Origin of the sequence: Nonomuraea sp. NPDC059194, from assembly GCF_042754765.1 — a bacterium.
Lineage (GTDB): Bacteria > Actinomycetota > Actinomycetes > Streptosporangiales > Streptosporangiaceae > Nonomuraea.
This window is the reverse complement of the sequence record NZ_JBHZBH010000031.1, coordinates 92,677-105,399: the sequence shown is the minus strand read 5'-3', so window position 1 is coordinate 105,399 and position 12,723 is coordinate 92,677. Positions and strand designations below refer to the sequence as shown.

The window sequence follows — 12,723 nt, the reverse complement described above, 5'->3', positions numbered from 1 at the left end:
GTTCCCATGCGCAGCGTGTTACAGGACCGCGACCAACACCAATCGCACCAGAACTCACATGCTGTAACCGCTACCCCGTGGAGTGAGACAGAGCCAGAACTCCCTGTCCGCTCACATGCAGGATTCGAACCTGCGCACCCGGCTCCGGAGGCCTCTCCACGATCACAGTTCTACCTGCGTCTTCCATGGCAAGTCCGTAGGTCTGGCTCGCAACGGGCTCGAAGGGCCGCCTACACTGCGCTGCCCGCGAACGGTTCGCAGTTCTTGTGCTGCCCGAGCAGGCTGGCCAGGAAGGGGCCGAGTCTTCCCTTGGCTCCGTAGTACTGGAACGGAGGGCGCAGCGCCACGGGGATCCCCGACCACCACAGTCAACACGCGCACGCGCAACCAACTGCATCAGCATCTCTTCCTGCGGTTGCAGGTTGGCCACTGCATTATGGGTAGCATGTCGCGCGTCCGTCGATTTCTCCCCCAGCTACTCCTGCGCCTGCTCGGACAGCCCGAACCGAAGCCAGAGCCGCGACGCGCCATACGAACTCCCGCCCGCGTACACCTGAAGCACCCCGCCTCGTCGTCGAAGATCACCCGCCTGGCCGCCAAACGGGCCCAGCTCCGACGTGACCGGGCCAACCGGACACGGGGATTGGAAGGGCGGCTACTTCAGTGGTGGACCACAATCGGTACCGTCCTTGCCGGACTCATCGCCGTACCCGCGCTCGTCATCTCCACAAAGGCACTCAGCGTCAGCAAACAGCAGCATGACGACACACGACAGCTATTTGCACAGCGAGTCGTCATGGGCGACTACCCAGCCAGGAAGCAGCAGTTCCTACAGCACCGGACCGTGACCATCAGCAACGGAAACAGCATCACGGTGAGAACCACCTTCACCGTCATGCACTTCGACGACGTCTGGAAAAGCCAGCTCTACATGGCCGCCATACCCTCGTGCACGGAGATCGACTACGCCCTAAGCCTGGGAGTGATACCCCCAGCCGATGCCAACGTCGCTATCTTCGGCTCGTTCTACAACCCACTGGACAAGCAACAGTGGTCAGTCACCACCATGGGTGGGCCAGCCAAGCCAATCGACGCCGCCACCTGGTCGGAAATGACCATCGGCGTCCCTGAAGCCGAGATCCAAGCACACACGCTGCGGCCCATCGACGAGTGCGTGTGACCTACCCAGCCTAGTGGACGAGTCCCAGCCAGAAATGGTGCGCGAACGGTCCCTCGCCGCCTACGGAGAGTGGCTGCGCCGCGGACCAGCCTGATCCAGACGCCCTCGCCTGAGACGGACGAGAGCGTCCTTTGCTACTCATGAGCGGGCAGCTGACCGCAGCTGCTTCTGTGCGTCCAACTCGTTGTCGACGCTCAGCCACCACGGGTGGTCGAGAAGACCTGCACGCAGGAGTCGGGGCATATCAGTGCGTACGGGGCAAACGTGATCGCCTTGTGGGTCGATCGCGATTGACAGCGAAGATCGCTATGTAAGGGTGGACAGCATGAACATGAGACCGCGCGGCTTGATCGGCATGGGGTACGAGGGCGTTGAGGACATGGCATCGTTCCTGCGACGTGTTCAGGCGCACGACGTCGCAACCGTCGTCGATGTGCGCCTCAATCCCATCTCGCGGAAGCGCGGCTTTAGCAAGACCGCGCTGGGCAACGCGCTAGCCGATGTTGGAGTGGCTTACGTCCACGCACGTGAACTTGGCAACCCGAAGTGGAATCGGCCAGGGTTCGCCGGTCCTCACGATGAACTGATGGCGGCTCGCACGACGTATGAGAAGACCATCGACAGCGCTGATGCCGATGCTCGACTCGATGAGATCGCCGCCGCGGCCAACGAGGGCATCGTGGCTTTGTTGTGCTTCGAGGCCGACGAGTTCCGCTGCCATCGGCACGTTCTGCTGGACCGGCTCAGGTCTGGCACGAGCGTCCTGGCCGGCATCGGCTATCGGCGGGGATAGAAGACGCCGAGCACACTGAAGACGTGCTCACGCTTGGCCTGGTTTCCAACGTAGAACACCACGTCATTGCTGGGAGCACAGATTTCGCTAAGCCACCGTTGCCGCAGGGCTTCCATGGCCTCTCGGTCGTCGAGACTGGTCAGCTTGCGCTGCAGCGCCACCAGTTCCCAGTCCAGGAGTCCCTGCCGATGGCCCGAGCAACGCGCCTCGTGGCACCGATACCGATACCACGCCTTGAATCGCGGAGCCTGGAGCGCCGTGCGCGGAGCCGACTCGAACAGGTCGAGCTGGCTGACGTACGTCTCGATCTTCGCCTGTTCATCAGGAGTCCATCCCGGATGCGGTTCAATGTCGAAACCGGTGACCTCGCGCGGACGGATGGCTGCCAATGACTGGCCTGGAGGCCTCGTGCGGACCTTCTCCAAGAGGCCGCACATCGTCCCTCGAATATGCTCTCGCACGTAGGGCAGTCGCCTCTTCCACGTCGGCAGGTGACTCTGCTTGGTGACCGTTGCGACAAGAGGTCGCCAGCTTTCCGGGCGTCGATCGGTGCGAGTCGGTCGCGCGTCGAGGGTGATGATGTCGTATTTCTTGAACTTGTTCGGCTGATCGAGCTCCCGATAGTTAATCGGGTAAAGCCGCACCCACCCTTCCTTCCCGAGATCGAGTCGAAGAGCGGCGACGCACACGGTCTCCCCGTATGTCGCGGACGGGTTCGGTGCCGCTTTCACTGTGATGAGCAGCCGCATCTGTTCGGCGCCTGGATCAACAGGTTTCACGGGGGCCTGATCCGGATCCGGAGCGAACAGCGAGGGCTGCGTCATCGTGAGCTCTCCTCCAGCTGATGATCTCGACCTTTCATAACTAGCCCGGAAATGCTGGGACAGCAATAGCCCTGGGGTGCTCGCCGCTGCAGGTCGCGAGTTCCATCTTGGCGGTTAAGGAACGCCCGAATCACCGCCACCGAAGAAGTCAGTCGGACGCGCCAGCGCCAAGAAGCTGAGTGACGGACGAACCGGGATCGCAGGATGGGCGGCAAGCGCCGCATGACCGCGCACCAACCCGACACCACCGCCGCCGCCCTCCGAGCCGCCGCGCAAGGCTGGCCCGTCTTCCCGCTAGCCGTTGGCGACAAGGCGCCCCCGCGCGGCCTCACCGACTGGGAGACGCGCGCCCCCTACAACATCGGTATTGCCACCGGCCCGGCCCGGCTGCTGGTCATCGACCTGGACATGCCCAAACCAGGCCAGCACCCGCCTCGCCCGTGGAATCTGCCCGGCGTCCACGACGGCGCCGACGTCTTCGCGCTGATCCGCCAGCGCGCCGGTATCCCGCTGGAGCTGGAGACCTTCCAAGTCCGCACCCGGCGCGGCGGCGCACCTGTACTACAACGCCCCGCCCGGCACCCGCCTGCCCAGCACGAACGGCAGCCTGGGGTGGCTCATCGACACCCGCGCCTGGGGCGGCTACGTCGTCGGCCCCGGCAGCATCGTGTCCCTGCCCGACGGGGTCGGCCCGTATACGGTGCAGCACCTCACCGCGCCCGCCCCGCTACCCCCCTCCCTGTTCAAGCTGCTTGAGCCCGCACCGATCCCGCCCAAGCGGCCCGTCCACGTCCCCATCCCCGGCAGCCGCCATTCCGCCTACCTGCGCGCGGCCCTGGAGCGTGAACTTGCGCACCTGGCCGTGGCCCAACCCAGCCAGCGCAACCGCACCCTGTTCGGAACGGCCGCAGCCCTCGGCGAACTCGTCGCAGGCGGCGCTCTCCCCGAGCAGGAGGTGAAAGAGCTGCTTGAACAGGGAGGGGTTGCGCTCGGGCTACCCCTCGGCGAAGTGGCCCGAACCGTCACCTCCGGGCTGCGCCACGGCTCCCACCGACCCCGCCGCCTTACCGCGTAGATCCGCCAAGGGAGATCCACCATGAGCTCTAAGCCGAACGGCGCTGACCTGCTTGACCGGCTCCGCGCCGCCCTGACCCGGTACGTGATCCTGCCCAGCGCCGAGGCTGCCGACGCCGTCACGCTGTGGATCGCAGCCAGCCACGCCCAACCCGCCTGGGCACACGCCCCACGCCTGGTCATCCGCGGACCGGAAAAGCGATGCGGCAAGTCCCGGCTGCTAGACATCGTGGAAGCCACCTGTCACGAGCCGTTCATCACCGTCAACTCCTCCAGCGCCGCCGTCTACCGCTCCATCACCGACGACCCGCCCACGATGCTCGTAGATGAGGCCGACACCATCTTCGGCCCCAAGGCAGACGGCAACGAAGACCTGCGCGGCCTGCTCAACGCAGGACACCAGCGCAACCGGCCCGCCAAACGCTACGACGCCGCCACCAACCGCGTAGAAAGCATTCCGACCTTCGCCATGGCAGCCCTGGCCGGAATCGGCGCCATGCCCGACGCCATCGAAGACCGCGCCGTCGTCATCCGGATGCGCCGCCGCGCCCCCGGCGAGAGCGCCGCCCCCTACCGGCACCGCCGCGACCGATCTCCGCTCCGCCAGCTCGCCGCCCACCTGGAACAGTGGCTACGCGCCGACCTGGCCACCCTGGAACAGGCAGAACCCGGCATGCCGTCGAAGACCGCGCCGCCGACACCTGGGAACCCCTCGTCATCGTCGCCGACCACGCGGGCGGCACCTGGCCCGAACGCGCCCGCGCCGCCGCCCTGGTGCTCACCGCCGAAGCCGACGACAACGGCCAAACCTCGGCGCGCGTACGGCTGCTGGCCGCCTGCCGTACCAAAGAAGGGCGAACTCTTCGACACGGAGACCGGTCTACCCGCCTCCATGCTGGCCGCCGACGCCGAGGCACCGCCCATGAGTTGGTACGACTTCGCCGCCAAGTACACCGCCATGCGCTGGCCCGGCGCTGCCGCGAAGACGCGCGAGAGCATCGTGGATTGCTTGGCTGTGGCCACGTTCGCGATGCTTGTCGCCCTGCCCCGCAAGGAGATTCGTGCCGCCATGCAATGGGCGCTGATCCCCCGCGAGGATGGCGAAGCCGCACCCCCGGAGTTGAAACCGACCGTGCGGATTCTCCAGAGGTCCACGCTCCCGCTCGCCGACATGGCGGACCCCATCGTCGCGCGCCGCGTGAGCGATGCCCTCGGCCTCACCCTGGATCGGCTTCCCGCCGCTGCGGACACCACGGCGCGACGCCGCCGAGGGTTGAACACCGCACTGGAATACGGCGTTGACCTCGGCGAACTCAAGGAGAACCCACTCAAGCGGATTAAACAGAAGAAGATTGCCAAGGATGCTGCCCTAGACCGGCGCGCGGTGGTCAACCCCAAGCAGGCGCGGGAACTGCTCGCCGCCGTGTCGTACGTCGGGAGCTGGCACCGCGACCGAGGGCGCCGCCTGGTGGCTTTCTACGCAACGCTGTACTTTGCGGGAGTTCGGCCCGCCAAGGCCGTAGGGCTGCAGCGAGACGACTGCGACCTACCCGGGGAAGGATGGGGCCTGCTCACCCTGGCCAAGACCCGCCCCAGCAGCGGAAAGCAGTGGACGGATACCGGCACCGTCCATGATCTGCGCGGCTTGAAGCAGCGCGACACGAGCGCCGTCCGAGAGGTCCCCATCCCGCCCGAGCTGGTGACCACCCTCCGCGCCCACCTGGAGGAGTTCGGCACGGCCCCGGATGGCCGCCTGTTCCGCAATGAGCGCGGCGGTGTCCTCGGCGCTTCTACCTACTCGCGAGCGTGGGAGGAGGCGCGCCGCCTCGCTTTCACCCCTCAACAGGTGGCCTCCCCTTTGGCCGGACGGCCCTACGACCTGCGGCACGCAGCCCTGTCTACCTGGCTCAACTCTGGAGTGGACGCCACCGAGGTGGCCGCTCGCGCGGGCAACAGCGTGAAAGTGCTCCTCAAGCGCTACGCCAAGTGCCTGGACGGCCGACAGGACCAGAACAACCGCCGGATAGAGGCCGCTCTGACCCTGTGAAAGCTGGTCCACAACTGGTCCACAACCAGCGAGCGCCAATGAGAACGGGCGGGACTCCATGAGACTGGAGACCCGCCCGCTCGTATGCTCTTTGTCCTGGTCAGCGCCTAGTTTTCGCTGGTCAAGATCGAGTGCCCCCTGCAGGATTCGAACCTGCGCACCCGGCTCCGGAGGCCGGTGCTCTATCCCCTGAGCTAAGGGGGCTCGACGACTGACAACGTTACCAGCATCTGCCCACCACTCTGCACCACTCCGAAGCTCCCAGCCCACATCCATCGAAAACCGCACGTGACCCCCTCTCGACGGGTTACCTTGGCGGCCGTGGGCGAGGATCTGGGCAGGGTACTGGTAGTAGACGATGACGAGGTCATCCGGCAGCTCATCGCGGTCAACCTGACCTTGGAGGGGTTCGAGGTGGCGACCGCGAGCGATGGGCAGGACTGTCTGGATCGGGTCATGGACGTGATGCCCGATGTCATCACCCTCGACGTGATGATGCCGCGGCTGGACGGCTGGGAGACGGCGTCGCGGTTGCGGGCGGAGGAGGGCACCGCGCACATCAAGGTGGCCCTCATCACCGCGAGAGCCCAGGAGTCCGACCGGCGGCGCGGCCTGGGGATCGGGGTCGACGCCTATCTCACCAAGCCGTTCGATCCGGCCGAGTTGATCCAGGTGGTCAGGGAGCTGGCTGTGAGGGCGAGAGCCTAGGGCAGCAGGCCCTGTTTGCGGGCGATGGCGGCGGCCTGGGTGCGGGTGGAGGCGTCGAGTTTACCCAGGATGTTGGAGACGTGGACGCTCACCGTCTTCTGCGCGATGAACAGCCGCTCGCCGATCTCCCTGTTGCCCAGGCCTTCGGCGACCAGTGCGAGCACCTCCACCTCGCGGGCGGTGAGCCCGCCGGTCGAGGTCGCGCCCACGAACCTGGCTCGCCTGCCGAACTCCTCGAGCGCGGCGGCGAACGGCGCGGCGCCCAGTTTGGCGGCCGTCTCGCGGGCGAGCGTCCATTCTTGCTGGGCGGCCGCCCGGTCGCCGGTGGCCAGCAGGGCCTCGGACAGGCGCCAGCGCGACCGCGCGACTTCGTAGACGAACCCGTAGGAGAAGGCCTCGACGACCTCGCGCCACCGGTCGGGGTCGGAGCGGCCGTGGGCGCGTGACCATTCCGCCTCGGCGCGCAGCCGCCAGGCGCGGCCTTCGAGGCCCATCTCGCCACGCTCGCCGTCGGGTCCGGTGGAGGCGGCGTAGCGGGCGCGGGCGATCAGTTCGTCGGCTCCCTTGGTACGGCCCAGCTCTGCCAGCACCGCCAGCCCGGTCGCCGCGACGCGCAGGGTGGCGGGGTCGTTGGGAGTGAGGATGCCCATGACCGCCTCGACGTGGTCGAGGGCGGCGGCGAGGTCGCCGTTCCACAGGGCGTGTTCGGCTGCCATGCCGCGCGACATGTAGGTGACGAGCGGGTCGGACCAGAACGGCTGGAGCCAGGCCAGGCGTTCGCCGACCTTCGGCAGGCCGCGGGCGACCTCGATGAACAGCGCGAACGACGACAGGATGGACTCGGGGACGGTGCCGACGCGGGTGGGGAAGCGGGCGGCCATGGCCTCGGCCTCGTGCCACTCGCCTGAGACGTAGTGGATGAGGAAGCGGAGGAAGCGCAGGTCGGTGCCGTAGGTGCTCCAGCTGAGCCCGGCCTCGGCGGCCAGAGCGATGCCGCGGTCGGCGACCTCGGCGGCCTGGTCGAGGCGGCCGAGGTCGTAGTGGACGCGCGAGAGGTTGAACAGGGCGCGCAGGTCGATCGCGAGGTTGCCCGAGGCGCGGGAGGAAGCCATATGGAAGAGGCTCTCGGCGCGGGCCCAGTCGCCGCGGAGTTCGGCGGCGGAGGCGAGCGTGACCAGGGCGCTGGCCTCGGCGTCGGCGGCGCCGGACGAGCGGGCGGTCGCCAGGGCGCGCTCGGCGAGGGGCTCGAGCTCGGCGTGGCGGTCGCTCCAGGCCAGGCAGCGGGCGAGGGTGGCCAGGGCGCGGGCGAGCACGACGGGCTCGGTGGCGGTGGCGACGGCGGACTCGGCGACGGCGATGGCCTCGTCGGTCTGGTCCATCTCCCACAGGTAGGAGGCCAGGCGCTCCTGGACCTCGGGGGTGGGCGGGACGGCGCGCAGGCGGGCGACGGCGCCGTGGTTGTCGCCGCTGTCGGCGGCGGCGATGGCGCTGCGCATGGCGATGCCGCGCCTGGACTCGCCCGCGCGCTGCTCGGCGTCGGGGACCCGCTCCCACAGCTCGATCACCTGGTCGTAGTGGCGGTGGGCCTCGGCGGGGGCGCCGAGCCGCTCGGCGATGCGGCCCGCCTCGGCGGAGGCGGTGAGGGCGCCGGCGAGGTCGTGGCCCGCGAGGTGGTGGTGGGCGAGCTCGGCGGGCGAGGTGAGGCGGGCGGCGAAAGCGTTGTGGAGCCTGGTGCGCTCGCCGGGCAGCAGGTCGGTGTAGACGGCCTCCTGCAGGAGCGCGTGGCGGAAGGCGTAGCCGTACCCGTCGACGAGGAGCAGGCCGCGGGAGACGATCTCGCGGACTGCCTCCTCGAACTCGCCGACGGGCAGCCCCGAGACCTCGCGCAGCAGGGAGTCTTCGACGCGGCGGCCGGCGACGGCGGCGGCGCGCAGCACTCGCTGGCCCGGCTCGGACAGCAGCTCGACGCGGGACAGCAGCAGGCTGGCCAGGCTGTCAGGCAGGGCCTCGCCCTCGGCCATGGCGGCGAACAGCTCCTCGGCGTAGAAGGGGTTGCCGTCGGCGCGGGCGACGATCTCGCCGAGCCCGCGGGCGCCCACCTCCCCCAGTGTCGCCACATAGTCGGACATCTCGCTGGAGCCGAGCGGGCGCAGCTCCACGGCGGTCACCGAGGGCAGGCGTTTGAGCTCGGCGAGCACGGGACGCAGCGGGTGGCGGCGGTGCAGGTCGTCGGTGCGGTAGGTGCCGACGACGCAGACGCGCTCGGACTGCAGCATGCGGCTGAGGAAGACCAGCAGGTCGCGGGTGGAGCGGTCGGCCCAGTGGAGGTCCTCGATCACGAACAGGACGGGCTGGACGTCGGCGAGCAGGCCGAGCAGCGACCCGAACAGCCGCTGCTGGGTCAGCCCAGAGGAGGAGGCCACGGCGCTGCCGTCGTCGAGCAGCTGGCCGAGGATGGGGCGGGCGGCGACGGCGTCGGCGAGCGCGGGGTCGCGCAGCGCGTCGGCCAGCGGCAGGTACGGCAGGGCGTCGCCGAGCTCGGCGCACTGGCCGACCAGGACGTTGAGGCCGCGCTTGCGTGCCTCGGCGACCAGCTCGGTGGCCAGGCGCGTCTTGCCGATGCCCGCGTCGCCGCCGAGCAGGGCCACGCCCGCGCTACCGTCCATGGCGTTTTCGAGCACGCGAACGAGCCCGCCCAGCTCGGCGGATCGCCCGATCAGCAGCCCGTTCATCCGGCCACTATGCCACGGCCGGCCGACATTCCGATTGGACCGGACAACCGGGCTTCCATTGGACTCCGGCCGTGGACCAAAGGCGGCGTACGGTACCCGCATGCTGCTCTTTCTCGTCGCCTCGCTCACGCTGGTCCTCATCCCCGGGCCCAACCATCTCTACATCGCCGCCCGCGGGCTCTCGCAGGGCAGGGCGGCGGCGCTGGCCAGCGCGTTCGGGGTGGAGGCGGGAACGCTGGTGCACATCGCGGCGGCGGCGGGCGGCCTGTCGTACCTGATCGCGCAGTCGGCGACGTGGTTCGGGGTGGTGAAGTGGGCGGGGGTGGCCTACCTGGTGTATCTGGGGGTGCGGACGCTGACCGGCAAGGACGAGCCCACGGCCCGTACGGCGCAGCCGCAACCGCTGGGGAAGGTGTTCCTCGAAGGGGTGCTGGTCAACCTGCTGAACCCCAAGGTCATCCTGTTCTTCCTGGCGCTGCTGCCGCAGTTCGTGGACCCGGCGGCGGGCTCGCCCGCGATGCAGATCGTGCTGTTCGGCGGGACCTTGCTGCTGCTCGGGCTGCTGTCGGACATCGTGTACGCGTTCATGGCGGGGGCGTTGAGCGGACGGCTGGCCAAGCGGGCACGGGCGCTGCGCTACTTCAGCGGGATCGTGTACATCGGGCTGGGGATCGCGACCGCGTTCACGGGCCGCCGCGCCGCCTGACTCCCCGGAGCTACGATCTCCCACATGGCACCGCGCAAGCAGCAGGAGATCTTCGACGCCACCCTCACCCTGCTGGCCGAGCGCGGCTACGAGAGCCTGACCATCGAGGGGGTGGCCGAGCGCTCCGGCGTCAACAAGACGACCATCTACCGCTGGTGGCCGTCCAAGCCCGCCCTGCTGGCCGCCGCCCTGATCGAGGCCGACGCGCTCGCCATCGACCCGCCCGACACCGGCACCCTGCGCGGCGACCTCGAGGCCCTCGTCGAGAGCATGGTCGCGCTGCTTACCCGCCCGCCGTCCAGCGACGTCGCGGTGGCCGCGCTCGGCGCCGCCGTCCACCATCCAGAGCTGAACGTGCGCGGGTTCTTCGCCGACCGGTTCGCCCGCGAGCAGGAGATCTTCGAGCGCGCGCGGGTGCGGGGGGAACTGGCGGGTGACACGGATCCGATGCTGGTGGTCGATCTGCTGGCGGGTGCGGTGTGGGTGCGGGCGGTGTTCAGGGGGCTGCCGGTGGAGCCGGGGTTCGCTCAGCGCGCCGTGTCGGCGGTGCTCGACGGCGTAGCATCCAGCGAGGAGCCGTAGTGCTCCGACGCCTGCTCGCCACGTTCCTCGTCGCGGTGCTGACCGCCACCGGGTGCGCCGCACCGGGCACGGCGCGCGAGCTCACGATCGTCAGTGAGAAGAAGGAAGGCCGCCTCGTCACGATGGAGGTCGACTCGCCCGCCGTCGGGCGGCGGGCCGAGGTCCAGATCCTGCTTCCCACCGGCTGGCGTCCCGGCACCACCTGGCCCGTCCTCTACCTGCTCGACGGCTGCTGCAGGCACGCCGGAAACGCCTGGGTGAGCGACGGCCGCGCCGACGAGGTGACCGAGGCCGCCGCCGCGATCGTGGTCATGCCCGAGGCGGGCTACGCGGGCTTCTACAGCGACTGGCTCGACGGACCCCAGTGGGAGACCTTCCACCTCACCGAGGTCCGCGAACTCGTCGAACGACGCTACGGCGCCACCGCCAGAAGAGCGATCGCGGGACTGTCGATGGGCGGGTTCGGCGCGCTCTCCTACGCGGCCCGGCATCCCGGCATGTTCAGGGCGGCCGCCTCCTTCTCCGGCCTGCTCGACGTCAGCAGGCAGGACCTCGACCACCTCACCGCCCGCTCCGGCGACGACCCGGACAAGCTGTGGGGCGACGACCTCGCCGCGCACAACCCGACCGCCCTCGCCGAGAACCTGAAGGGCATCCCCGTCTACGTCTCCTGCGGCGACGGCCGGCCCGGCCCGCTCGACGGCAGGAACACGCCGAAGGACGGCGGCGAGGCGTTCATCGAGCAGGAGAACCGCGCGTTCGTCAAGGCGGCGAGGAAGGCGGGCGTCGAGCTCACCGTGAACCTGTACGGCGCGGGCACGCACCGCTGGCCGTACTGGACGAGAGAGCTGGAGCGGGCCCTGCCGATGCTGCTCGACAGCCTCAGCTGAGCGCGGCGGGGATCCGGTCCAGGGTCGGGTACGGCACCAGCCCGTAGGCGTAGAAGTCGACGGCGGCGGCGCCCGCGGCCTTGGCGCCACGGACCTTCGCGACGAGCCGGTCGGTGGTGTCGCTGTCGGGGTTGCCCGGCCGCAGCACGGCCCGCACCTCCCGGTCCTTGCCGACGGAACGCAGGTAGGCGGCCACGTCGTCGGCGACCCTCGCCGCGTCGCGGGCGTAGGCCAGGACGCCGAAGGACGGCACGAGGTCGCCGAGCGCCACCAGATCGACGCCGAGCTGCCACGCGTCGTGGGCGGCCAGGCCAGGCGAGGGAAGCCCGTGCTTGTAGCCCTTGACCGCGCCGGTGGCGTCGACGAACGTCAGCTGCGACCCCTCGGCGGCGACCGCGGCCGACACCTCGGACACCAGCGAGGTGACGGTCTCGGAGCGGGCGCGGGCGTAGTTGACGACGTCGGGCCCGGCGTAGGCGGTCAGCGCCGCCCTGGTCACCTCGCCCTGCGCGGGCGGCTCGCCGTCCAGGACCGCGCCAACGACGCGTGAGCACTCGTCGCGGGCCGTCTCGACGTCGACGCCCAGGTCGCTCGCCCTGCGCATGCAGAAGTCGCAGAAGCACAGCGACATGAGGTAGGCGTCCATGGGCCCGAGCGGGACGAACGAGCGTTCGGCCTTGAGCGGGCGGTAGTGCAGCGACTCGGCGACCACGCTGTCGACGCCCAGCCTGGCCACGGCCCTGGCCAGCGCGACGGCGTAGAGCCTGACGTCGGGGTGGGCGGGACACAGGTCGGTCGGGTAGCCGCGGTCGCCGAAGCAGTTGCGCACCGTCACGTCGGGATGCTTGACCCCGATCGACTCGTTGCGCAGGAACACCGTCCAGCCGTGGAACTTCAGACCGCGCGAGGAGCACGCCTCGCGCAGCCCGTCGAGGACGTCGAGGTAGCCGGGGGCGGGACGCAGGCGCAGCCCGCCGAACAGGTCGTCGGACAACGGGAAGTGCGCTCCGTCCTGGCGGAGGGTGAGCCTGGACAGTCCGTGCGGGGTGACGTCGCGGGTGCGGTGGTGGACGACGCCGACGGTCGCGCCGCCGACGCCGTATCCGCGGATCCTGTCGAGCACCTTCTCCATGCCCTCGCTGCGCAGATCCTCGGCGAAGACGTACACGGAACTGTCCACAGGCGAA

General features: G+C 69.4%; 12 protein-coding genes, 1 tRNA gene and 1 pseudogene. 10 read left to right on the top strand and 4 right to left on the bottom strand.

All coding sequences use genetic code 11. The features are described 5' to 3' along the window. Window positions 1-445 precede the first annotated feature (445 nt). On the top strand, window positions 446-1,180 hold the full coding sequence (locus ACFXJ8_RS31515; protein ID WP_379647617.1) for a hypothetical protein: 735 nt from the start codon (window positions 446-448) through the stop codon (window positions 1,178-1,180). A gap of 325 nt (window positions 1,181-1,505) precedes the next feature. Further along, window positions 1,506-1,973: a DUF488 family protein gene (locus ACFXJ8_RS31510; protein ID WP_379647616.1), complete on the top strand. Its 468-nt coding sequence runs from the start codon at window positions 1,506-1,508 to the stop codon at window positions 1,971-1,973. Here ACFXJ8_RS31510 and ACFXJ8_RS31505 read toward each other — a convergent pair. Beyond that, window positions 1,958-2,797, bottom strand: coding sequence for a hypothetical protein (locus tag ACFXJ8_RS31505; protein WP_379647615.1), 840 nt, complete (start codon window positions 2,795-2,797; stop codon window positions 1,958-1,960). The genes ACFXJ8_RS31510 and ACFXJ8_RS31505 overlap by 16 nt on opposite strands. Before the next feature lie 204 nt (window positions 2,798-3,001). Here ACFXJ8_RS31505 and ACFXJ8_RS31500 point away from each other — a divergent pair, with 204 nt between their 5' ends. The 4 genes and pseudogenes from ACFXJ8_RS31500 to ACFXJ8_RS31485 all read left to right on the top strand — a co-directional run bounded on the left by ACFXJ8_RS31500 (window position 3,002) and on the right by ACFXJ8_RS31485 (window position 5,918). Then, complete coding sequence (locus ACFXJ8_RS31500; RefSeq protein WP_379647614.1) at window positions 3,002-3,553, top strand: bifunctional DNA primase/polymerase; 552 nt, start codon at window positions 3,002-3,004, stop codon at window positions 3,551-3,553. Continuing rightward, entirely contained in the window at window positions 3,465-3,872 is a 408-nt protein-coding gene (locus ACFXJ8_RS31495; RefSeq protein WP_379647613.1) for a hypothetical protein, read from the top strand. The genes ACFXJ8_RS31500 and ACFXJ8_RS31495 overlap by 89 nt, the downstream gene beginning before the upstream one ends. Before the next feature lie 21 nt (window positions 3,873-3,893). Further along, window positions 3,894-5,173, top strand: a pseudogene (locus ACFXJ8_RS31490) (DUF3631 domain-containing protein). Then, window positions 5,145-5,918, top strand: a complete 774-nt coding sequence (locus ACFXJ8_RS31485; RefSeq protein ID WP_379647612.1) for a tyrosine-type recombinase/integrase — start codon at window positions 5,145-5,147, stop codon at window positions 5,916-5,918. The pseudogene ACFXJ8_RS31490 and the gene ACFXJ8_RS31485 overlap by 29 nt, the downstream one beginning before the upstream one ends. Before the next feature lie 132 nt (window positions 5,919-6,050). Here ACFXJ8_RS31485 and ACFXJ8_RS31480 read toward each other — a convergent pair. Further along, window positions 6,051-6,122: transfer RNA gene (locus ACFXJ8_RS31480), tRNA-Arg, on the bottom strand. A 117-nt stretch (window positions 6,123-6,239) separates the two neighbouring features. Between ACFXJ8_RS31480 and ACFXJ8_RS31475 the strand changes: the two genes are divergently transcribed. Continuing rightward, on the top strand, window positions 6,240-6,626 hold the full coding sequence (locus tag ACFXJ8_RS31475) for a response regulator transcription factor (protein WP_379647611.1): 387 nt from the start codon (window positions 6,240-6,242) through the stop codon (window positions 6,624-6,626). On the opposite strand, the gene ACFXJ8_RS31470 is transcribed toward ACFXJ8_RS31475, so the two are convergent. Beyond that, a complete protein-coding gene (locus ACFXJ8_RS31470) occupies window positions 6,623-9,358 on the bottom strand; it encodes a helix-turn-helix transcriptional regulator (RefSeq protein WP_379647610.1) in 2,736 nt (911 codons plus the stop codon). The two genes, ACFXJ8_RS31475 and ACFXJ8_RS31470, sit on opposite strands and share 4 nt — an antisense overlap. Before the next feature lie 100 nt (window positions 9,359-9,458). Between ACFXJ8_RS31470 and ACFXJ8_RS31465 the strand changes: the two genes are divergently transcribed. From ACFXJ8_RS31465 to ACFXJ8_RS31455, 3 genes are read left to right on the top strand one after another with little or no spacing between them, the layout of a single operon-like run. After that, window positions 9,459-10,064 carry a LysE family translocator gene (locus ACFXJ8_RS31465; protein WP_379647609.1) on the top strand — a complete coding sequence of 202 codons (606 nt, stop codon included), beginning with the start codon at window positions 9,459-9,461 and terminating at the stop codon, window positions 10,062-10,064. A 24-nt stretch (window positions 10,065-10,088) separates the two neighbouring features. Continuing rightward, entirely contained in the window at window positions 10,089-10,646 is a 558-nt protein-coding gene (locus tag ACFXJ8_RS31460; RefSeq protein WP_379647608.1) for a TetR/AcrR family transcriptional regulator, read from the top strand. Beyond that, a complete protein-coding gene (locus ACFXJ8_RS31455; RefSeq protein ID WP_379647607.1) occupies window positions 10,646-11,536 on the top strand; it encodes an alpha/beta hydrolase in 891 nt (296 codons plus the stop codon). The genes ACFXJ8_RS31460 and ACFXJ8_RS31455 overlap by 1 nt, the downstream gene beginning before the upstream one ends. Here the strand turns inward: ACFXJ8_RS31455 and ACFXJ8_RS31450 are convergent. Then, window positions 11,529-12,716 (bottom strand): hypothetical protein, encoded by a 1,188-nt coding sequence (locus tag ACFXJ8_RS31450; protein WP_379647606.1) that lies wholly within the window; start codon window positions 12,714-12,716, stop codon window positions 11,529-11,531. The genes ACFXJ8_RS31455 and ACFXJ8_RS31450 overlap by 8 nt on opposite strands. Window positions 12,717-12,723 lie beyond the last annotated feature (7 nt).